At 60.7% G+C, this 20,611-nt stretch carries 17 protein-coding genes; 9 read left to right on the plus strand and 8 right to left on the minus strand.

The features are described 5' to 3' along the window. Positions 1-182 precede the first annotated feature (182 nt). From ACP93_RS14650 to ACP93_RS14660, 3 genes are all read right to left on the minus strand, one after another. Positions 183-1,847 carry an SEC-C domain-containing protein gene (locus ACP93_RS14650; protein WP_082143498.1) on the minus strand — a complete coding sequence of 555 codons (1,665 nt, stop codon included), beginning with the start codon at positions 1,845-1,847 and terminating at the stop codon, positions 183-185. Between the two features lie 324 nt (positions 1,848-2,171). After that, positions 2,172-4,796: an AAA family ATPase gene (locus tag ACP93_RS14655; RefSeq protein ID WP_048491414.1), complete on the minus strand. Its 2,625-nt coding sequence runs from the start codon at positions 4,794-4,796 to the stop codon at positions 2,172-2,174. 99 nt (positions 4,797-4,895) lie between these two features. Continuing rightward, complete coding sequence (locus ACP93_RS14660) at positions 4,896-5,948, minus strand: DUF3800 domain-containing protein (protein WP_048491415.1); 1,053 nt, start codon at positions 5,946-5,948, stop codon at positions 4,896-4,898. Positions 5,949-6,116: 168 nt separating this feature from the next. Here ACP93_RS14660 and ACP93_RS21265 point away from each other — a divergent pair, with 168 nt between their 5' ends. Continuing rightward, positions 6,117-6,638, plus strand: coding sequence for a DUF695 domain-containing protein (locus ACP93_RS21265; RefSeq protein ID WP_082143491.1), 522 nt, complete (start codon positions 6,117-6,119; stop codon positions 6,636-6,638). Positions 6,639-6,852: 214 nt separating this feature from the next. Here the strand turns inward: ACP93_RS21265 and ACP93_RS14665 are convergent, their stop codons facing one another. The 3 genes from ACP93_RS14665 to ACP93_RS14675 form a co-directional block, all read right to left on the minus strand. Then, on the minus strand, positions 6,853-7,941 hold the full coding sequence (locus tag ACP93_RS14665) for a hypothetical protein (protein WP_048491416.1): 1,089 nt from the start codon (positions 7,939-7,941) through the stop codon (positions 6,853-6,855). 805 nt (positions 7,942-8,746) lie between these two features. Further along, positions 8,747-9,991 carry a DUF418 domain-containing protein gene (locus ACP93_RS14670; protein WP_082143492.1) on the minus strand — a complete coding sequence of 415 codons (1,245 nt, stop codon included), beginning with the start codon at positions 9,989-9,991 and terminating at the stop codon, positions 8,747-8,749. Between the two features lie 26 nt (positions 9,992-10,017). Next, complete coding sequence (locus ACP93_RS14675; protein WP_053069772.1) at positions 10,018-10,575, minus strand: TetR/AcrR family transcriptional regulator; 558 nt, start codon at positions 10,573-10,575, stop codon at positions 10,018-10,020. 720 nt (positions 10,576-11,295) lie between these two features. Here ACP93_RS14675 and ACP93_RS21870 point away from each other — a divergent pair. After that, positions 11,296-11,721 (plus strand): hypothetical protein, encoded by a 426-nt coding sequence (locus tag ACP93_RS21870; protein ID WP_131721655.1) that lies wholly within the window; start codon positions 11,296-11,298, stop codon positions 11,719-11,721. 225 nt (positions 11,722-11,946) lie between these two features. Here the strand turns inward: ACP93_RS21870 and ACP93_RS21270 are convergent, their stop codons facing one another. Continuing rightward, complete coding sequence (locus tag ACP93_RS21270; protein ID WP_228136055.1) at positions 11,947-12,729, minus strand: protein NO VEIN domain-containing protein; 783 nt, start codon at positions 12,727-12,729, stop codon at positions 11,947-11,949. 366 nt (positions 12,730-13,095) lie between these two features. Between ACP93_RS21270 and ACP93_RS14680 the strand changes: the two genes are divergently transcribed. The 6 genes from ACP93_RS14680 (at position 13,096) to ACP93_RS14700 (ending at position 17,944) form a co-directional block, all read left to right on the plus strand. Further along, positions 13,096-13,350 (plus strand): type II toxin-antitoxin system Phd/YefM family antitoxin, encoded by a 255-nt coding sequence (locus tag ACP93_RS14680; protein WP_048491418.1) that lies wholly within the window; start codon positions 13,096-13,098, stop codon positions 13,348-13,350. Continuing rightward, positions 13,350-13,775 (plus strand): type II toxin-antitoxin system VapC family toxin, encoded by a 426-nt coding sequence (locus ACP93_RS14685; RefSeq protein ID WP_048491419.1) that lies wholly within the window; start codon positions 13,350-13,352, stop codon positions 13,773-13,775. Before ACP93_RS14680 ends, ACP93_RS14685 begins: the two co-directional genes overlap by 1 nt. A 650-nt stretch (positions 13,776-14,425) precedes the next feature. Next, positions 14,426-15,061: a dsDNA nuclease domain-containing protein gene (locus ACP93_RS14690; protein ID WP_048491420.1), complete on the plus strand. Its 636-nt coding sequence runs from the start codon at positions 14,426-14,428 to the stop codon at positions 15,059-15,061. Then, positions 15,058-15,705 carry a hypothetical protein gene (locus tag ACP93_RS21875; protein WP_131721656.1) on the plus strand — a complete coding sequence of 216 codons (648 nt, stop codon included), beginning with the start codon at positions 15,058-15,060 and terminating at the stop codon, positions 15,703-15,705. The genes ACP93_RS14690 and ACP93_RS21875 overlap by 4 nt, the downstream gene beginning before the upstream one ends. Next, positions 15,705-16,184 (plus strand): hypothetical protein, encoded by a 480-nt coding sequence (locus ACP93_RS21880; RefSeq protein ID WP_131721657.1) that lies wholly within the window; start codon positions 15,705-15,707, stop codon positions 16,182-16,184. Before ACP93_RS21875 ends, ACP93_RS21880 begins: the two co-directional genes overlap by 1 nt. Further along, positions 16,181-17,944, plus strand: a complete 1,764-nt coding sequence (locus ACP93_RS14700) for a coiled-coil domain-containing protein (RefSeq protein WP_131721658.1) — start codon at positions 16,181-16,183, stop codon at positions 17,942-17,944. The genes ACP93_RS21880 and ACP93_RS14700 overlap by 4 nt, the downstream gene beginning before the upstream one ends. Positions 17,945-18,920: 976 nt before the next feature. Here ACP93_RS14700 and ACP93_RS14705 read toward each other — a convergent pair. Next, positions 18,921-19,505: a TetR/AcrR family transcriptional regulator gene (locus ACP93_RS14705; protein WP_048491422.1), complete on the minus strand. Its 585-nt coding sequence runs from the start codon at positions 19,503-19,505 to the stop codon at positions 18,921-18,923. Between the two features lie 64 nt (positions 19,506-19,569). On the opposite strand from ACP93_RS14705, the gene ACP93_RS14710 reads away from it, so the two are divergent. After that, on the plus strand, positions 19,570-20,604 hold the full coding sequence (locus ACP93_RS14710; RefSeq protein WP_048491423.1) for an NADP-dependent oxidoreductase: 1,035 nt from the start codon (positions 19,570-19,572) through the stop codon (positions 20,602-20,604). The last annotated feature ends 7 nt before the right edge of the window (positions 20,605-20,611 follow it).

A 20,611-nucleotide genomic window follows, 5' to 3' on the forward strand; every position in this document is an offset into this window, starting at 1 on the left:
TGATCGCCCGGATGCAGATCAACCGCCAAACTGAACCAGCCGCTCTGTGGCAACTGTTGGCCGATAGCCGCCGTTAGCACGGTGCGGCACCACGAGCGTCTACGACACCTACAGTGATGCGCTGCGGTAGTCAGATGACTCTGACGACTTCTGGTCTTGGAGAGGAAAGGGGTGCGGCCTATCTAGCTGTCCTTAGAGGGACGCCGCCGCTTGCGGAGTCGTGTCTGCCACTCGGGGACTCGTTGAGGCCCCTGCGCGTGCGCTATCCGTGCGGCCATCCCGGTCGCGTACTCCTCGACCAGCTCCGGCTGCGAGAGGCCTAGCAGCCGCTCGTAGTCAGGCGCTCCTTTCATAAATTCGAGAAGGTGCTCACGAGTTGATTGGGAGTAGGTGTCCTGAAGCATGTCGTACACAGCCAATACGTTCTCGGCACGCCTAGGCCGCTCGTTGCGGTTCAACTGACCGAAGAACGTCTCGGGGTGCTGGCGCCAGGCGGTCAATTCATCCTCGGAGAGAGCGATTTGATAAATCGCCTGAACTCCGTCATCCCGCTGCATGACGCAGGCGGCCTTCTTCAACTGCTCGACGACAACGGCGGACATCAGAATTCCAATATGTCCGTCATCCATCCGGTACTGCTCACCGATCAGCAATCGCCCCTCGTCAATGCCAAAAATCGAACCATCGAAAGTGGTAGGTATCGAGGAGTGCTCTTGCAGTGATTGCCAGAGCGCTTCGAGCTCCGGGTCTTCTTGGCGCCGCCGGATGGCTTCATCGAGGGTGATGGTTGCGCCTGTTTCGTAACCGTCGCGTTTGAAACCCTCCATCACCATGCCGGCGACGCCCGCTTGCAGTTCGTGGAGTCGTCGATGCTCTGGGAAGTTTGAAAAAATGATGATCGCAGGAGGAAGCGTCGCGGATTCGGGCTGTGTCTCCAGTACCCGCAGTTGGTTGAGGGCGTAGGCGGGCCAGCCGCCCCGGCCGTCTTCCATTGGATAGCCGGCCGCATTGAGCTCGACGAAGACGATCCGCTCAAGGTCCGTTTTCTTCCTCAGCGCTTCGGTAAGGCGCGGCGTGAATCTGGGTCGACTTTCGCCTTCCCCTTGACGCATCTTGCACTCCACCCAGAAGGATCGACCAGTTCCCGGATAGGTCGCCGTGAACTCTCCGTGCCCTCCAGGTGCCCCTAACGATTCATCTTCCCACTCAAGATCGAAGCCAGCCCGCAGCATCATGCCGGCAGCGCGTGCCTCGTGCCTGGCGCCGAAGAACTGATCTTGTTTCCGTAGTCGATCGAGGAGCCTCGCAAACGCGGCGGTATCGCGCGCCGAAGTGAGGTGGTGCTCGATGAGGTACAGGTCGTAGGCCAGACCCAGCACGCCTTTCACCGCGCCGTAGCCCGGCATGGTGTTGACGTCGTCATGATTGGTCGTATGGCGCTCCATGACGTCCTGGAGCGCTCCGCACCATTCCATCAACGGGTGTCGCTCATGGGGGAGCTTGGCTTGTTCCGCTTGTCCCCATGAAAGTCCTAGGGTGTTCTTGAGGTGGAACAGAAGGAAATCGCTGAAAACGCGCCACTTGCCGTACGCGGTGCGCTGGCCTATCGAAACGAACCGCACCCCGTCGATCTCGGTCGACACGATTGGTCTCCCGAGGCCCTGCTGGCGAGTCCTCTGAAACTCCTGAAGCTCTGCGCGCCTTTGCCCTTCTTCCAGCGCGTCCAAAAGTCGGAGGTCGCCGTGGCAATGCTTGTACCGCTTCCCGCTGTTGCAGGGGCAGGGCGCGTTACGAGGAACGTCGCCGATGGTCAGAAGTTGCTCGTCAGTATCCTCACTCTGGTTCATGCGCTCCTTCCATGGCCTGATGTTCTCCTCCACTCTCGGCGCAACCTACTTCGGTTCGGGCTTCGGCGGAAGTGAAAAAGACAGATAGGAGGGACATGGTACGAAAAGCCAGTCAACTGGACACTCATCGGCAACGGCATTGGACACCGCAGCTACATGAACTGGATGCTTGAACCAACGTCTAGTCGGAGCGAGATTGATCGGAGAAGATGACTGCTATCGACACAAAGCGGGCATCGGTTGGGCGTCGGTCATGGGTCTAGGATGCTGGGTAAGGTCGATGTCCCACAGTCATCCTTAGCTCGGACGACCTAAGGCCGTTGCTCAGCGGTTCTGCAATGCTTCTAATGCTGCGTCTAATGCAGTGACGGACTCCACTATTGTGCGCACAGTGGCACGGTCAAATTCGTGGTCACGCTGGGCGTCGTGCACGCCGCTGTTGAGGTATCCCCACTCGATACTGGCGCCGTTGACATTGAGCAGTGCCGCGAGCGCGGCGACCGCCTGCGGCGCCCCGACGTGCTGTGCAGCGATCCGATCGATCGCCGATCGAAGTTTGCTGCACTTGTTGTTCAACTCCCAAGGTGAGCGCGGTCCACCCAGCTTGATGTCGATTCGACCGTCCGCCCGCCGGCCCAACCATGTCCAGAGGCGGTCCGTCAGACTCTCCAGCGCCGGCCGCGCCTGGCGCAGCGCTTCGCGCTTCTCGTCGGCGGCCAACGCCTGCTGGGCCAGCAGCACGTAGTTCTTCGTCGGCGGGTCGCTGTCGACGCGTAGCTCGTGCTCTCCCTGATGCGGGAGGAACTTGTAGCGCTTGATGACTGCCGCACGCCGCACGCCCAGCTCCTGCTGGATACGGTGCAGGAATTCCTCGGCGTGGGAGGTGAGGATGACCTGCTTGCCGTCGAGCAGACCGTCCTCGAAGAAGGTGCGCCAGATGCCATCGCGGTGGTCGTCGTCGATCGCGTTGACGACGTCGTCGAAGATGACCACGGGGCAGCCCTGCGCGATGTTCTTGGCGAGCAGGATCGCCAGGCCAAGACATTTGATGTGCCCTTCGCTGAAGACGATGAGCGCGTCGTAGCGCATGCCCGGCTCCCCCGCGAACTCCACTTCGATCTTGCCGTTCTCCGCCACCGGCAACCACAGAGCGTGCAGCAGATCGCCGGGCGGATCGGCTCGGTTTAATGCGTTGTAAAGATGCCGGGCCTGTTCGCCCAGCCCCTGCAGCAGCACACCCGGCAGAGCGGTCAGGTAGGCCTGGATCTCGGGCAGGAAGCGGTCGTAGGCGGCTTTGATCCGCTGATGGTGCGCCACTACCGGCACTTCGGCCGCGACAGCCAGGATCAGCTCGCGGTTTGCCTCGTCGAACTGGGCTACGGTCTGGCGGGCGGCCGCCAAGTCCTGATCGGCCGTCGAGCGCAGGGTCCGCAGCCGTTCGATCTCTAACTGGTGCTGCTGCAGTCGGTCCCGCTCCTGAGCCAGCGCGCCGCGCTGGGCATGCACGACGCGCGCCTGCGCGTCGAAGCCCTCGATGATGTCGGCGATCCGCAACAAGGTTTGCCAGGCGCGCTGGTCACCGTCGACCCACGCGCCGAGCCAGTTGCCCGCAGCCGTGGGAGGCAGCAGCGGCAGGCCTGCGGCATGCAGTTCGGCAGGACAGGCGGCCGCAGTCGCCACAAGCACGCGGCGAATTTCATCCCATAGAGCTCTGACCGCCTCGCTCAGCTGCGTCCGAAGCCCGGTCTCCTGCTGCTGGAGGGCCGCCAGTTGTGCGAGCTGGTCCAGACCCGTTCGAGCCCTGGCAAACGGATCTTGCGCCACGGCGGCCAGTCCTGTGCCGCAGGCGGGACACGCGGTCGCACCGTCGGCCAGGGCCAGTACGGCCTCGTAGAGCTTTGCGTACGACACCTCGCCGGCGCGGGCCGCGAGTTGCGAGGACGACGCCTGCCACAGTCCCTGGATGCGGTAAGCCTCTGCCAGCAACGCCTGCAGGCGGGCTTGGGTCACCTCGTGAATGGCAGGCGGGTTGGCGTCCAGCTGTGCCTGGACATACGGCAACCGCCCCTGCTGTTGCGGCGTACCGAGGAGCCAGTCCACGCAGGCCTGGAAGGTCGTGCCGGGCGATATGCGCTGCGCCAGGGCTTGCTCCTGGCCCTCGACCGCTGCGAGCTTTTGCGGGTAGGCGGCGATCGTCTGCTCGGAGTTCGCCAACTGCAGGCGACGCTGTGCCAGCTCCGCCGCCTGGACGCCGGCAAGCATCAGGTCCTGATCGAGCGAGGGGTTGAAGCCGCGCACGAACTCGCTGAACTGGTCCACGCCGAACAGGGTTGCGATGAGCTGACGCTGATCGCTCGGGGTGCGCGCGGCGATGCGGGCGAAGTCGTCGAGGCGGTTCTTCTCGATGAAGCAGAAGCGGTACTCGGCTTCATCGGGCTGGACGGCCTGCGCCTCGTCCGCCGTCTTGGACGACAGGACTGGGGCGACGTGGCGGCGCAGGCGCGCGTTGTTGCAGTAGGTTCGTTGGTCGACCCGCTTGGCCTGCGCTTCGCTGATCGAACCGAGCATCGCAACTTCCAGGGCCTCGCAGAAGCTGCTCTTGCCCGTGCCGTTGGCACCGTAGACCAAGGTGATGTCATGGCTGAGGTCGAACGTCTCCTGCCGCATGAATCCGCGAAACGGCCCGACCTCGAGCTGGTGCAGTCTCCCAAGCGCCGGCCCGGTCTCGGGGCCACGGGCGTTCCCGTCGTACGCGACAGCTGTCCGCGCCAGATGGGCGATGGCTAGCGGCGCCAGGCGCGTGGAACGCCCGCGGCGCACAGCACCGACCTCGGAAAGTGGTTGCAGGTGATCGAGCACCAGATGTGCGAGCCGCCGCACGTCGTCGTGCACGTGTCGCTGGGCTAAGTGCGCCATGAAACCGTGGTATTCCGAACGAATGCTTGCCATGCAGCCCCTCTACACAGAAGGACGCTCTGAGCGGCGTCCTTGGCGTTGTTGATCGGCCACCCGCGCCCGGGCGCTGGCTGGCCTTGTTTCCATTCGTGGTTACGGCTGGTGGAAGTTCTTGGCGAAGTAGTCGATGAGCTGTCCCGCCTGGGTTCCCTGGCGGAAGCGCTTCTGCTCCTCGAAATCGATCGAGGGCAACATGTGGATCAATTGGTGATCGGCGTACATCGCCATGACCTTATGGGCATCCAGCGCCCCGGCGCGTTGTCCGGTCAGCGTGTTGGCCGCCTCGATGGCCGCGCCGATCATCACGTCCGCCAGTTGCACCGCCGGACTGGACTTGGAATCGACCTGGGTCACCGACTGCAGTTTGAGCGGGAAGGTGAGGCTTGCGATCTCCGATTGGCGGAATGTGATCACGTCCTCGTGGCGTATGTAGCGCTGCAGAAGATCGTGATAGGTGAGCAGGTTCTTCGACTGATCGTGCTCGACCTGATAAGGACCGCCGGCCATCGCTTCCATCCGACTGACCAAGGACTGCAGGACCACGAAGGCCGCATCGGTGCTGACGCCTGCGGTGGCGATTGCCGCCAGGCATTCAGGGGCACAGAACTGCGCAAGCGGGCCGAGCGCCTCTGGCAGCTCTCGCCAGCGCGACGCACGGGCCGCTTCCACCAGCGCCGCGAGCGATTCGGGGCTCTTTTCTTTCACCGCGCTCTGGAAGCATGCCAGCAAACGGTCGAGCGCGCCTGGCCCGAGAAGCGTCGGCCCTACCGTGTACAGCAACGACGCGAGCGAATAGTTCTGCCCGTCTTCGTAGAAGTCCATCCCGCGCTCGTAGTAGAACGGCTCTACCGCATAGTCGAGGAACATCAACAGCAGCAGGTAGCGTTTGTCGCAGACGTAGGTCACGCACTTGTGATGGTTCAACAAGTCGCGCTGCAGCGCCATCAGGCGGCAGTGATTGGCGGGACGGCGGGCCAACGCCCGGTACTTGAGTTCGCTGGCCTGCAGCGTTGGAAAGTGCTCCCGGATCAGGCGCCTGGCCTCGTCGTCACTGATGGCGATCGCCGTCGCACCTTGAAATCTCTGCTCCGGGTTCAGCAGGTCAAAGCCTGTGTAGCCGCTTTCGTCGATTCGGAAGCACCCCAAGTTCCAGCCCCCTATAGCAAGACGGATTCAGATGATGATACGGCCAGTAGCGACATCGGACTGCGTACAAAGACCGCCCTTGGGCGGTAGCTGGCGTCAGTCTGACGTGGCAGTATCCGGCATGTGGTAGTTCTCTGCGCGTAAGTTAAACTCATCAAGGAGGATGGAATGAACCGAATAGTTAGTGCTTTTCTGGCTGCTCTGTCGACCACCGCGGCTTCTTCGCTTCCGCCGTGGCCAGAAAAATGGTGGGCCTACATGGCCTCATACGCTGACAGACCAGGCTCGATTCGGCTGAATCTAGCACTGCGCAAAGTCGCTCCCCAGGTCGACTATCCCCACTTGGTCGTCACCGGACCCACTTACAAAACCAGCCGAAGTGATGGTCTGCCAGACAAAGATGACCTCAAGCGCTTGAATGATTTGCAAGAGCGGATCGTTGAAGAAGTTGCGAAGCACACACCTTGCGTTTACGCGGGAACATTCACTCACAACTTTGAGCAGCTGCACTACGTTTACGCGAAGAGTGAGGTGGGAGTACAGAGAGCGCTTGCGGATGTCTATGCTCGGCATTGCTCAGGATGCAAGTTCTATACGAACATCAAGCAAGATCCGTCTTGGCTCAACTACTCGGAATTCTTATTTCCGAACCAAGCCACTCGCGAGCACTATGGCTTATATCTCAATTAATTGGAGCTAAGACTTTGCTCTGGCCGCTAAGGACGGACCAAGTAGCGGAAGTCTTATCTTGGCCGAAAGCGGACCTCGTCGATTACAGTGAAGCAACCTGCTACGACGCGTGAGACCAATCTGACGGTGCGCGCATGGCGCACGTCCACGCAAAAATCTGGGCGAGCGCCCCTGACCGGGAGCCCGCCCACGACCTAACTCGATCAGGTCAGGTCTAGCGCTCCTCGATTGCGGCGAACAGCTGAGCTGCCTCTTCTTTGGCGCGTCTGTTCTCCTCGGCCGCGAGCGGAGCCAGTTCGATCCCGTCGACGCCCCCGACATACGCTGGCCCGCCGACTTCGTCGTCATACGGAGTGCCGTTCTCTTTGATCGCTTGATGCCGGTCCTGGCCCAGGTCCTGACCCAGCATGCGCGACAGGTGCATCCAGACCCAGGCGCGGAAGGGTGTCTCGCCCCGGTCTTCGATGAGCTCGCGCATGGCGGACACCTCACCTTCGCGTGCGAGCGCGGTCAGCCATTGGTACGCGAGCTCGGGTCGGCCATGTGCATCGGCTAGGTCAGCCATGTCGTACGGATCCATTTCATCCGACGGCTCGAGCTCGAGCATCGAAGGATCGCCGTATCGCTCTGCGGTGACCAGCATCGCGCGCCTGTCCCCACCCCGGGCCGCCGCAAGGAGGTGGTACCGATGTTTCGCCACCACCCGAACAAACGTACCTGCGCCCGCGGCGAACTCCGCGAAGCTCACTGGCTCGGCCGACCACTGAGCACGCCGGCGCAGCTCGCGACCGAAACGGCGGTCGTCCTCGTCTGGCAGGCCCCCATACGGCTCGAGCATGTACGCGGTCGCCAAGTGCGCAGCGGCTATGCCGCGGGCTGCGGCGGTCTCCAACCCTTCGAGCAGTAATGGAAGCTCGCCGAGCAGTGCATCACCCCCTTGCTGCATGCGGCTGATCAGGCCGATCGACAGCCACTTGGCAACGACGGCCGACTCCGCCTCGTCAGCTTCCGCCCACTCGTCTTCATCATTCCCGAGCGCGGAAATCAGCTCCTCAAAACGCACCGGCGCGTAGCCGGATGCGCCAAGAAGGTTGACCAAGCCTTGGGCTGCGCGCGCCGCCTCGTCGGGTGACAGCCCAAATTGCAGACACCGCTGGATGACGCGGTCCTCATCCGGCGCGAGGCCGGTATCGCGCCAGGCCACGTCGCACCACGCGGCTTGGTGATGGAACGCGGCATGGGTTGCGTATCCAGCGGCCGCAGCCAGCAGCTCATGGACCTGGCTGCGGGTAAGCGACGCCAAGCCCGCGCCCGAAGGTGCGCATGGACATGAAACGCGTATTGCTTGATTTTCATGACTCGTCCTCGATGGCCAAGCCGATCCGGGTCAGGCGCACACGTTTAAGTCCCCGGCAGCTGGCCAGAAGAAGAGTCGATCAGGGGTTGCGGCCTGTTTTTGCTCGTGTGCAAGCATGGCGGGCGCCGCGGCCAGTGTATGCCGTCTGCTATCGGGATTCCAAGCGCGCACTGCAACTGCGCGCACTGGTGTCCTGCGTCACCGTTCCAGCTGTGGCTGACCGCCTAACGGCGCCGACCAGCGAGGTCCGATTCAGACCCAAAGCGGGATCTGCCCGGGGCACCTATGGAGTTCAGCTGGAGCCGACCATCCTCCCAGCGCCTACCAGCCAGTGTCCGCCTCCGACCCTTAGCGGTCATTACGGCCTCCACCAAAGGTTGCTGGCCGGCACCCACTGCGCTTGGAGGTCGGCCGGAAGCAGTTGTGGGCTGTAATCAACGTGATGGTAGCGGGCCATGACATTCCCTTGCCGTGATGGATCGGGCGTAGCAGCATGGGCGGAGGTCTTCTTCAGCTTCGTTCGGCGCAATTCGCCCAATTTAGTCGGCCCTGGGAGATCTGCCAGCGCTCAGCCAAGGAAAGCTGCGTAGCCGGCGCGGCTGTGAGGTAGATTGACGGCATCCCAGTATCCCGGGTCTTGTCGATGCCGGCGGCCGCAGCGACGCGCTCATGGCGCTAAATCCGCCCGCACACCGCCACGCCGACAGGCGCAAAAACACGGCGCTAATGCCGCGACGCGGCATCACCCACGCTACCGGCTTCGGGCCTGTTCAGCCTCCGCCCCGGCCGCTGCGAGCGCCGGCGGGCGCTGGCGAATGCCGCCGTAGCTCAATCGCCGCCACAGCCACTCCACCGGGCCGATGCTGAAGCGCGCCAACCACCAGCGGCTGCTGATCACCTGCATAGCGAACAGCAGCACGCCCAGCGCCAGCGCCAGGTCGAGCGGCATCCGCCCGTACTGGCCCAGACCGAAGCCGTAGAAGATCCATGTGCAGACCAGCGACTGCAGCAGGTATTGGGTCAGCGCCATGCGACCGAGCGGCGCGAACACACCCAGCCACACGCGCCAGCGCGATCGCTGCAGCAGCAACAGGATGCCGGCCGCGTAGCCCAGAGTCAGCGCGAACTTGGCGAGGAAGAATGTCGCCTTGATCAAGACCCGCAGCGGCTGCAGTGCCAGCTGATTCACCCAGGCATGCTGCGCCTCCTGCGGCACCGCGTTGGCCACCAGCCCGAAGCTGAAGCAGAGCACGAAGACCTGCCGCAGCCGCCGCCGATGCGCGTCCGGCGCCGAAAGCCATCCGCCCTTCCAGGCCGCAACGCCGACGATGAAGAACGGCGCCAGGATGACGAAGCGATCGGCGATACGCATCGGGCCGATCACATGCAGCGTTTCCCACCATCGGTATTGCAGGGCGTCGAGCCACCCACCTTGCCCGTAGTGCTGGAGACCAAGGGTGTAGGTTTGCGCCGGCGGCAGATCCGTTGCAAGCGCCAGCATCGGCCCGGCAATCACCGCCGAGACGATCAGCACCACCGGGATCGCCCACAGCACCCGGCCGGCCGGCAGCCGCAGGAAGGGCAGAACCATCAAGCTGATCAGTGCGTAGTCGAGCAGGATGTCGACGTTCCACAACAAGAACGTGTGCGCGCTGCCCAGCAGGGCGAGCACCGCGCTGCGACGCAGCGCAAACGGCCAGGGCGACTGACCCTTGTCGGACGCACGATCGGCCTGGATGGCGAGCCCGGCACCGAACAGGATCGACAGCAGCGCCGCCGCCTTGTTCTCCAACAGCACCCTAACGAGGTCGCCGGCCAAGCCACCGAAGTCTCCCAGCGGATAGGCGACCCCGGCTTGCCGCGCCAAATCGGCACCGCAGAAGTAACCGATATTGACCAGCAGCACGCCGAACAAGGACAGGCCGCGCAGCACATCCAACTGCAACAACCGTTCGCCGCGAGCGACCGGGTCTTGCGACACAACTTTCGTAGACATAACTACTCTTTCAGTAAGACACTGACTCAGTTCGCCGGCGCGATGCCGAGCACTCGCGCCGCCATGTTTTTTGCCCGCGTGGCGGGGGTCGGATTTCCTTCGCGAACCGCGGTGACCACGGCCCCGTCGAACAGCAGCATGAGATCGCCGGCCGCGCTTTCGTCCAGCCCGGCCGCTCGCAACAAACGGGCGAAGTAGGCCTCAAAGCGGTGCTTGTGCGCAGCCGCAGCCCGATGCAGTGCGTGGCTGGGCGGCGGCGTCTCGGCGATGGTGTTGAGGAAGGCGCAACCGCGGTAGTCGGGGCTGGCCAGGCGCATCGCCAAGGCGTCGAACACTGCCAGCGGCCGCAGATTTGCATCGGGCGCCAAGCGCTCGACCTCCTGCTCGAACCAGGCGCAGAGTCGTTCGTCGCGCCGCTCCAGCACTGCCAACGCCAGACCTTCCTTCGACCGAAAGTGCCGATAGAAGCTCATGCGGGCGACTTCCGCGGTGCTGATGATGGCGTCTACGCCGACCGCCTGAATCCCCTGCCGATAGAAGAGATTGGTGGCGACATCCAGGATGCGCTCGCGAACCTTGCTCATGATCACTCCGGCGGTGGATTTGCCGCGGATGATATAGACCGATCGGTATCATTTCAAGTCGAGCGCAGGCCCACGACATCGCCGGGAGCAGGCGTGGCATCGCGTTTGGCTTGGCTGGCCCGGCGCCTGAATTCAGGCGGGTGCCGTGCTGGCGGCAAAGGTCCAGGCCTTGGCGTGGATCGTGCTGATCCTAGCCATCACGGATTACGCGGGGCCGGGCCAAACGTTTGATCGGTGTGCTACTGCCCTTAGTGGCCGGAAGGGATGCTCAGGGTTGCGAAGCGATCAGTAGGAACCTCCTGAAGTTCCTTCTTTCCGGCGAGGTCTCGCAGCACTTTCTGAACTTCTTCTTTTGGTCGGAAGTAGTCTGAGCAGGCAAGAGGCCGATGGCACGAAGATCCCGCCCTTGTTCCGACTTGGGCGCACAGCGATAGTGCAGAGCACGCAGCCCACTGCCACCCTCTCGGACGTTCAGAGTTGTCCAAAGACGTCCAGCAGCATCAGATGGAAAAGTGAGTCAAAGTGTGAGTCTAGATCGTAAATATATTTCGAAAAATTAATATTTTTCATGTGCTTAGCGTGCTAATTCGGTTGTTGGTGGGCCACAAGCATGCAAATCAATTTTGCCTGCTCTTAAAAAATAAGCGGGCGTGAAAAAAGTGAGCTTGGCCCCGGTTTTGGTGCGTTTTACTTGAGTTGGAGCTTCCAGTTCTCGTAGGATTGGCCAAGCAGGGGTTATATTTCCAGCGCTACCCGCTCCCTAAAGAAGTGATCGAAACTGACGCTGCCGTTACCTTTGCCAAGGAATTTGCATCCATGCCTTGTTTTTCGCATACCCAGCTTCCTTACTGTTTGCAGAAGACCACCGATGGAAAATGGTTAGCGCTTAACAGGCGCTATAAACCAGTCGGTACAACAAATCTCGATTGGGTGGATTACAACACGCATCCCGACCGACTCGATATTGACGAAGGGGCGATCAACGAGATCAAGGATCTTTCGCCGTGCGTACATCCAGACATGCCGAATGAGCCTGGAATTATTTACTTGTTTGCAGGCGATCCGACGCCATTGACGTCGGATCTGGATTGGGTCCGATACACGAAGCTTCTGAAGCTCGTGGCGGCTGCTAGCACAGACAAATGAGAGGTGCCTGTCCGCGAGCAGGCGTTCCACTCTTGGGGCGCAATCTCGCAGGTGGCAGGCTGTTGATGACGTCGGGAGCTATGCCATTGCATATCTTTAGTTCGCCCTGGTCGCTCAAACTCGGTCAGCAGCGGGCTGCAATTCGTCTGAAATAGACATCGGGAAAAAGTCGCGAAGTTCTGCTTATGGCGGGTAGCGCTTCATGTTGTTGGTGAGGCCATTGTCTTAGATGCGCGCGATGTACATGGTTGCCTCGAGATGGCAATGCGAAGCTATAGCGCCAGGTAGATCGAATAGGCGTGGTTTTGCACGGAAGTCGAAGAGACGATAGAGGCGGTATTTGTCAGCATCGACTTCCGAGCGCGCTAGTTCGTTGTGGCTGACATGGAATGGAGTCAGGATGCCGAACGCGGTGGTCTTTACCTCGATGAGTCGTTCTCGGCCATCAGTCTCGTAGGACAGTATGTCGTAGCCTAGACCATCGCCTTGAGAAGCGGCTATGTGTTCGACCCGATTGGCCAGGCGTTTCTGGCCAGTTGCATGAAGGCGGCGGGTTTCCAACTCCATTACGAACAACTCGCCGGCCCGGCCCAACGATTGATTCCTCGCTTCTTGTGCCAGGTAGTCACGTCGCATAGGCGAGAATCGGGGCAGATAGATAGGTGGTGTCTCTCGTACCCGTGCCGCTGTCGGTGCCGGAACCCATACGGCTTCCGTATCCTCCGGGGCAATCATCACGGCAGGTCGTAGCACGGCGGATTGAGCGGCGGCCTGTAGTGCATCGTTCGACTGCGCTTGACTTCCCGCCACGTCGAACAACAGGGTCTGGTAATTGCCACGCGGCTTGTAGCCATCAATGTACGGGTAGCCGAGTGCGAGAAGGGCTGCGCTGATGTTGCAGTGTTTGAACTCGATGGCGGCCCTGTTGCGCCCGTCAAGCCGCTCGGTCAGCGCACGTGCATGGACGGTCTTGCTATACCTCTGGCCGTTCAGTTCGAGCGTGAGCATGTGCAAGTAGTCGGCGACGCAGGCCTCCACTTCTTCATGTGACCAGTCTGTGCCTCGTGCCATATAGCTCCTTTCGCGTGTTACCAGGTTAACTGGCAGAGGTGTGGGGAGCTAGTCCTGGCAGCGATAGCTGCGTGGAGCGATGTGATGCGGGCGGCAGCGATTGCTAGTGGCTACCAGTAGCATGCAACGGCGATTTCCTTTTGTCCGCTCTCGAAAATAAGCGGAGGTTTGGAATGGACCTGGCCCGTTCTCGATAGGAAGGGCTGCCTGACCGAGGGTCCCGTCGCCGTATTGATCAGTCATTTGCCCCTCAAGCATTATTGTAGTAACGTAACTACATTGGACAGGTTTAGGAGGTGCTTTATGACCATCACAACCCTATCAAGTCGGGAGCTGAATCAGGACGTGACGCGGGCAAAGAAGGCCACCAGGAGCGGCCCTGTGTTCATCACGGACCGCGGCAAGCCTGCGCACGTGCTGTTGAGCTTCGAAGACTATCAACGGCTGACCAGGCAGCGGCGCAACATTGCCGATGCGCTGGCGATGCCGGGCATTGCAGACGTCGAGTTTGAGCCGCCGCGCGTGACGATTGGAGCCCAGCCGGCTGATCTTTCGTGATGTACGTGCTCGACACCAACGTGCTGTCCGAGTTGCGCAAGGTGCGGCTCGGCAGGGCGGATGCAAATGTGGCGGCGTGGACAGAAAGCGTCGATGCCGCCGATCTCTTCATCTCGGCCATCACCGTCATGGAGCTGGAGCTTGGCATCCTGTCGATCGAACGCAAAGATGCTACCCAGGGCGCCATGCTGCGCTCGTGGCTAGAGCAGCACGTACTGCCCGAGTTCGCAGGGCGTACATTGCCGATCGATACCGCTGTAGCGCAACGCTGCGCTCGGTTGCATGTACCCGACAAGCGCGGCGAGCGCGACGCGCTCATTGCGGCGACGGCGCTGGTGCATGGCATGGCGGTGGTCACGCGCAACGTATCTGACTTCGAGCCCACGGGAGTTCCTGTCGTCAATGCTTGGGAGCCGTTGCCATGATCGCCTACGAGCTTATGCACAAGGCAATTGGAAGTTGTCCGCTATGGAAAAAAGTAAGGGTTAGAAGTCAACCCGACCCCGTTGATTTGATGCTCAGCTCTACTTTAGCGAGGGATAGGCAGGAAATCGGTGCTGGGTTTTGATCAGAAGGCAGTGATGCGCGCGCCGGCCGCGGCTGATCGTACTCGCCAGCTACGAAGTTGGAAGACGCAGGGCTCGCTTACGGCCGCGCCTGTCAGGGGCCGAGCAGGCCTGTGCTGCATGCGTTGGTCGATGCTCGGTTGGATGGACCATTGGCGGCATGGCTGATGCTGTACGCCTTAGGCGACGAGAGTGGCTGGCCGACTTCATTCGCAGCGGCAGCAAGGTGTTCGCTAACCCGCCGGGAACAGCCAAGCAGACCGCCCTCGGCGTGACACTTGGCGGCACAGGACTTATCGCTGGACAGAATGCGTTGCAGGTAAATCTGGGCCAGGCCGCAATCACCGTCGCGTCGACTCTAGCCCTGGCAGGTGCCAACAGCCGAGTTCCGGCAACTCTACGCTGATGGACGTGCGGGCGTGCTCTGGAGCTCGAGCGATTGCCCCTGGCGACGTTGACTAACCGGTGTTCCGAGCCTCACCATCCCCCTGTCATTCTAGGGGGGAGCCATGGCAGGCAGCGACAACAATAAGGACCTGCAACTCCATCAGGTAGCACCTACGGAGCAAGTTGGTCGCGACACCATCGCCCGCTATCAGGCCCAGTACCGCGCTGCGGCCATGGAGTGCCTCAAACTGCTAGATCGCCAGTCGATTGACCGCGTTTACTGCGAATTTCACGATGACTTCGTGAGCAGACGAAGCGTTGGCGGGGCTCACTTCTACCGCTTCTTCCAAGTTAAAACCGTTGGTAAACGAAACCATCTGTGGTCGATCGCTGACCTCTTTGGCATCCCTAGGTCAAAGAAGAAAAAAGCATCCAAGAAGAAGGCATGCCCGACGCCTGCGGTTGCCACAAACGACTCGGCCGGTAACGTGGACGACAGCAATAACCTGTCATCGCGAATAGCTGACAGCTTCTTGGGCAAGCTTCTCCTTCATACCGTCAGATTTGGCGAATCCTGCGAGCAAGTTAGCTTTCTCACCAACGCGAACCTGAATGACGAGGTCGAGTTGGTGTCTGCGGCGCTGGAAGGTGGCATCAGTGAGCCGAATGACGTTCTGAGCATGCTCTCCGAGCACTTCAATTCCGCGTGCAAGATCGCTGACCCGCTCTGCCTGGGGAGATCAAGCAGCGTCTCTTGAAGCTGTCAATTGAGCCCGGACTCACTCTCTTGCAGCCCGGTGGGGGCGATTACGAAGCCTTGGCGTCGAAGGCGATCTACACATACAGCGAAATCGACTTGTCGCATTCAGAAAGTGCGCAAATTGCGGGAAATCTCGTTGCGCTGGTTGAGAGAAAGTCCTATCCCAAGATGGCCCAAGTGCCACAGGTGCAAACCCTCGAGCAGCTCGCCGGCATTGGGCTAGAGGATCTACTTGGCCTGCTGAGCATTTCAGCAAGTGGATACCTGCAGCTTCTCAGCGGAGGAGACGAGGGTGCGCTAAAAAGTGCATCTATCATCCAGCGCAAGCTGGAGACAGCAGGCGCAGCGCAGCCGGTCATCGATAGCGCGTGTCAGTGGAAGGTTGGTTGGGATAATTGGTATCGAACCTATCGCCATTTGGATGAGGTAGACATGGAATTCATTCTCCAAGACATCGCGCGGGTGCGTGAGCGATGGGTGCGTGGCGAGGTTTCATTTGGAGCCATCCGCGGAGAGGCATTGGACATCGTGACGAAGTGGGGATCAAGCGTGCTGGGAAGCATGCTTACGAAAGAGCTGGTTCTAGGTGGTGTCCTTGCCGAGCTTGTGAGAAGCGAGTCAATGCGTGGGAGGTTGAGCTGATGGACTTTGATGATTTTTTTGATGCCATCGAGCGAGATGGTCTTGAGTTGTCATTCGGCAATTCCGAGCCTGTCCCGCCACCTCGGCTGAGCAATGAGGCGATGTTCCACTTGCCATTGATCGCGATCACCATTCTTATGATCTGTAAGGGTCGTAGCAAGCCCAAGGTCGATTCGATCGGGCAGCTCATTGGTGAATGTTTCGAAAACACTTTCGCTGGCTTTCGCGGGTCCGCACAGCATCTTGGTTGGTCGGCTGCTCTTCGCTTGCGGACAGTTCAAGCACTCACCTTTCTTGAAGCTGCAGGGCTCGTCTCTGTGAGGGCCGGGGATCGAGCCATTTCTGCAACCGCCGAAGGTCAGCGCGTAGTGGGGGTGGCGCTAAAACAAGATGGCGACTTAGCGTTCAACCTCTACAGGATGGACCGCAGCTACAGAAATCTCCGTAATGAGCGCCAAATGAGGATCAATTTGCAATGAAATTAGTGAGCTTGGAGATCATTGCGGATGGTCCGACCGGATGGGGCTCTGGAGTGCTGGAGTTTGGCGATCAAGTGACGCAGCTCTTCGGTGACAACGGCGCGGGAAAGACGCCTGTGGTTCAATCCATAATTTTTGCGCTTGGGTATCCCGCAAGTTTTAGGGAGGATATTAACGAGCGCTGTAAATGTGTAGTCCTTACAGTAGTTCATATGGGTCGATACTACGCTTTCCGTAGATCCTTTAAGGGGGCTTTCTTCATTGAGGTTAGCGACCCGTTGGCAGGTGACGCTGAAACGCTCGCCTTCCACAGTGAGGCCGATTTCAGTCGTTACATTTTTCAGCTGTGGGGGTGGGCCGACCCTGTTCTCGTGAGCGTTTCCGGTGCTGCGACCAGGCTTTATGTTTCCCAGGTTTTGCCGTTGATTTACTTGGATCAGGATGAGGGTTATTCGAGTTTTTACTTTACCCCCAGCAGGTTCATCAAGGATCAGTACACCGAGGTCATGCGTTCTGTATTTAGGCTTCCGGCCAAAAACGCCTTCGAACAGCGTAAGCTCAGGCGCGAGCTCCAAGAGCGGCTGGAGCGCCTCGATCTCTCAATTGTTCGACGTCAACGCACTATCGGGCAGCTTGAGTCTGATGTGACTCATCCCCGCCGTAGTGAGGCAGAGCTTTCGGACGAGCTAGCTCAGGTGCAGTGCTCATTCGAATCACTGCGGCAGGGGGGAGACGCTCGGTCCGAGAGCGAAGTAACCCTCGATGGAGAGATCGCTCTCTTGAGGCGTCGAGTATCCGCTCTGACTGCGGACAAGGCTGAGCACAGAGCGAGGCTAAGTAGCTTCCTTGCGATTAGCAATGAGATCGAAATAGAAGCCAACACGCTATCTCTGAACGAAGAGGCTCGAGCGATCTTTGCGTCTTTTGATTCCGTTTGCGCAAATCAGGCGTGTGGGCTCTTTGTCAATAGCTCTGAATCGTATGGAAAGAGCCTGCTTTACCTAAAAGATCAGTTGAAGGATCTGGAGCGCAGTCGCAAATTCCACGAGGACGCGGTCGCGCGATTGGACGGAAGCTTAGTGGATGCTGAGCAGGAGCTGAGAAAGAAGGTTCACGAGAAGGAAGCGCTTCAAACTGACGTTCATGCCGCGAGCTTGGTCGACGCTACCGCATTAGTCATGGAGAGGCTCATAGCGTTGAAGAAGGATCTGCTCTTGGAGGCTCAACTTCATGAGGAGGAGCAGTCTTATGTGGCAGAGTTGGATGCAAGAAGTCGTACCCATGATGAACTCTCGAATGTTATGCGAGGTCCTGGTAATGTCGATCTCGTTCTACTCAAGGTCAAGTCAGCCCTAGAGGAGAGAATTCGGCATTGGCTCGGCGTGTTGCACGCAGTTAATTTGCCGAAGCAAATTGCAATCGACTATGACTTTGGGGTCGATCTCGTGGGTGACAATTTTAAGGCAATTAAGGGGAGCACAAAGACGAGGCTTGTTCTGGCTGTTAGGACGGCTGCGTTGGAGGTTCTTTTAATGAACGACCGGTTTTCGCCACGGTTCTTCTTGCTCGATACGCCGCGCCAGCAAGACATTAAGAAGGGAGATTTTGCAAATTACGTAGATGCGCTTAAGCAGCTTTCAGTGGCTTATGGAGTCCAAATTGTCTTCTCGAGTTCGAACTACCGCTATGATCCGGATGAGCGAGATCGAGAGTGGCCTCCTAGGTTCGAGGGAGTGGAGCAAGCAATGTACTTGGGGTAATAGGTGTTTGAAGAAGAGTCAGGTTGCGCAGGCGCACCCGTTGGGGCGGTTCTGGAGCCCTTCCGGATCGTGACGTGACAGTGACTGCACTCGTGCCCTGAAGTCGGGATATGCTCGATGGATCGCGATATCAGGGTCGGGTTGACTTAATTCGCGCCGGCGCGGGTTCCAGTAAATGTCTGCAGACGTTTTGTTTTGAGCGTTGACAGCTTCTTGGGTCAGGCAACTATCTACGCACTACGGCAAATTCCGCGGCCGGGTTTGGTCTCCCGAAATCACTTGGCGACTCCCAATCGAATGGGGGACGTCATGTCCGGTAGTGCAGCCGCTCATTCAAAGGCCAGATCCGCTCGCCGTGCCGTCAAGACAAAGCCCTGCTGGCTAAAGCCTTAGATGCCGTCGTCGCCGAGTCGCTGCTTGCCGCGTCGGCGCCGCCGTTACACCCCGACGCTGACAAGAACCTAGTGCTCAGGCGCTAGGTCCCGCGTCGGCCCACGCAATGCACCACGGCTATCGCTACCACGATGTGGACCGCAACGGCATGCGGGTGGGCGGCAGGTGCCGAGCCTGCGCTTGTATGGCCTATGGCTGGAAGGTATCGGCTTCGCGGTGGGCGGCAAGGTGCGCATCACGATGCCCAATGGCGCCTTGCTGATCACGGCTGCGCCGGCGGGGACGCCGCCTGCGGCTAAGAAGCGACACAGGTGCAAGGTGGCGCCGTAGCCGCTCGGTTTTGAAGGTGGGTTGCCGGGGCGGGGCCGTAAGTCGAAGCGCTTGACGGTGGAGATGACGCGTGGCGGTTGGGTCGTCGCTACGCGTCGGCCCCTTGCAGCGAAACAGGGGTCAGAGTGCACTTATTTGCATCAATCTCTATCGGTTAACGTCAAAGCCGATGTAGTGGGAGATGTACTTCGCCCCTAGTTTCCGCAGTTTTTCTCCGAACAAGTTGAGAACATGAATTGGGCGCCGGTGCGGCTTACCGGTGCCGAGCCTGCGACCTCGCCGAAGGCGTTGCGGGCTGAGCAAGGATAGCCCCGGTCACAAGTTCGAAGAGGCGCTGGGAGCGCTTTGCATGCGACGGCTGTTCCCGCAGCCAGGCCAGCGCCGCGATCAGGTCGAACAACTCGTCGCCATCCATGTCGGCGCGGGCCTTGCCGTCCGCCTGGGCGCGCGCCAGCAGGGCGGCGCCCGCGGCGCGCAGCCGAACACAGGAGGCGTGCAGTGCGGAGGATTCGTCTTCGATGGCGGACATCATCGGGGCGAGGATGCCGCGCTGGCGGTGGGTGAAGGCGATGATCTCCTCAAGCCATTCCAGCACGGCCTGGTCCGAGGCCGTTGCCGTGCGCAGGGCGTCGGCCTTGGTCGCCAGGTCCTCGAAGTCGTTGCGCAGCAGCGCTTCGAGCAGCGCTTCGCGGGTGGGGAAGTGGCGGTACAAGGTGCCCAGGCCGACTTCGGCGCGGCGGGCGATGTCGCGCAGCGAGGTGTCCGCGCCGGATTCGGCGAGGGCCTCGCGGGCCACGTCCAGCAGGCGTTGGTAGTTTTTCTGGGCGTCGGCGCGCATGTTATCCTTTACAAATGGAGCGGTGCTCCGTATATTCGGGGCACTGTTCCGATCAGGATACGCCATGTACAGCGCCGAAGACACACAGACCACCATGAAAGCGGTCCGCCAGCGTGAGTTCGGCGGCCCCGACGTGCTTCATTACGAGGACGCGCCCAGGCCCGTGCTGCGGCCCGGCGAGGTGCTCATCCGGGTTCATGCCATCGGGCTGAATCCGCCCGACCTGTACCTGCGCGAGGGCTACAGCCGCCTGCCGCCGGAGTGGCGCCCGCCGGTGGCGTTCCCGCTGATCCTGGGCACGGACGTTTCCGGGGTGATCGCGGCGGTGGCGGAGGATGTGGACAGGCTGTCGCTAGGAGACGCGGTGTACGCGATGGTGCGCTTTCCGAGCGGACTGGCCGGCGGCAGCCAGGCGTATGCGCAGTACGTCACCGTGCCCGCCAGCGAAGTCGCGCTCAAGCCGGCCGGGATCGACCACGTGCATGCCGCGGGCGCGCCGATGTCGCTGCTAACAGCGTGGCAGTTCCTGATCGCGCAGGGCCACGACGTGGCCAATCCGCTGCAGCCCATGCCGCATGTGCCGGTACCGTTGCAGGGCAAGACGGTAGTGGTCAACGGAGCGGCCGGCGGCGTCGGCCATTTCGTGCTGCAACTGGCCAGGTGGCAAGGCGCGCGCGTGATCGCGGTGGCCTCCGGCAAGCACGAGGCGTCCGTGCGCGGGTTGGGCGCCGAGACCTTCATCGACTACACCAAGACGGCGCCGGAGGATGTGCTGCACGACGTGGACCTGGTGGTGGACGCGGTCGGCGGCGCCAGCGCCGGAAAGTTCCTGCGCACACTCAAGCGTGGCGGTGCACTGTTTCCCATTTTCCCGCTCGGCTTCGATGGGCACGATGCGGCGACGGCGTTGGGCGTGACGGTGTCCACCACGCAAGTGCGTTCCACCGGCGCGCAACTCGGCGAGCTCGCCGTACTTCTCGACGCGGGCACGGTGCGTGTGGCGATCGACAGCACCTTCGCGCTGTCGCAGGCACGACAGGCGCACGAACGCGCGGAGCAGGGGCACGTCCAAGGCAAGATCGTGATGACGGTCGACTGAGGCCGGA

Source organism: Xanthomonas sp. NCPPB 1128 (assembly GCF_001043115.1).
In the GTDB taxonomy this organism is placed as follows: domain Bacteria; phylum Pseudomonadota; class Gammaproteobacteria; order Xanthomonadales; family Xanthomonadaceae; genus Xanthomonas_A.

Coding starts and splice junctions, on each gene's coding strand:
- ACP93_RS14670 (WP_082143492.1), bottom strand. CDS start 9,991: ATGTCTACGAAAGTTGTGTCGCAAGACCCGGTCGCTCGCGGCGAACGG.
- ACP93_RS14650 (WP_082143498.1), bottom strand. CDS start 1,847: ATGAACCAGAGTGAGGATACTGACGAGCAACTTCTGACCATCGGCGAC.
- ACP93_RS14710 (WP_048491423.1), top strand. CDS start 19,570: ATGTACAGCGCCGAAGACACACAGACCACCATGAAAGCGGTCCGCCAG.
- ACP93_RS14680 (WP_048491418.1), top strand. CDS start 13,096: ATGACCATCACAACCCTATCAAGTCGGGAGCTGAATCAGGACGTGACG.
- ACP93_RS21270 (WP_228136055.1), bottom strand. CDS start 12,729: ATGCTCACGCTCGAACTGAACGGCCAGAGGTATAGCAAGACCGTCCAT.
- ACP93_RS14690 (WP_048491420.1), top strand. CDS start 14,426: ATGGCAGGCAGCGACAACAATAAGGACCTGCAACTCCATCAGGTAGCA.
- ACP93_RS14700 (WP_131721658.1), top strand. CDS start 16,181: ATGAAATTAGTGAGCTTGGAGATCATTGCGGATGGTCCGACCGGATGG.
- ACP93_RS21265 (WP_082143491.1), top strand. CDS start 6,117: ATGAACCGAATAGTTAGTGCTTTTCTGGCTGCTCTGTCGACCACCGCG.
- ACP93_RS14685 (WP_048491419.1), top strand. CDS start 13,350: ATGTACGTGCTCGACACCAACGTGCTGTCCGAGTTGCGCAAGGTGCGG.
- ACP93_RS14705 (WP_048491422.1), bottom strand. CDS start 19,505: ATGCGCGCCGACGCCCAGAAAAACTACCAACGCCTGCTGGACGTGGCC.
- ACP93_RS14655 (WP_048491414.1), bottom strand. CDS start 4,796: ATGGCAAGCATTCGTTCGGAATACCACGGTTTCATGGCGCACTTAGCC.
- ACP93_RS14675 (WP_053069772.1), bottom strand. CDS start 10,575: ATGAGCAAGGTTCGCGAGCGCATCCTGGATGTCGCCACCAATCTCTTC.
- ACP93_RS21880 (WP_131721657.1), top strand. CDS start 15,705: ATGGACTTTGATGATTTTTTTGATGCCATCGAGCGAGATGGTCTTGAG.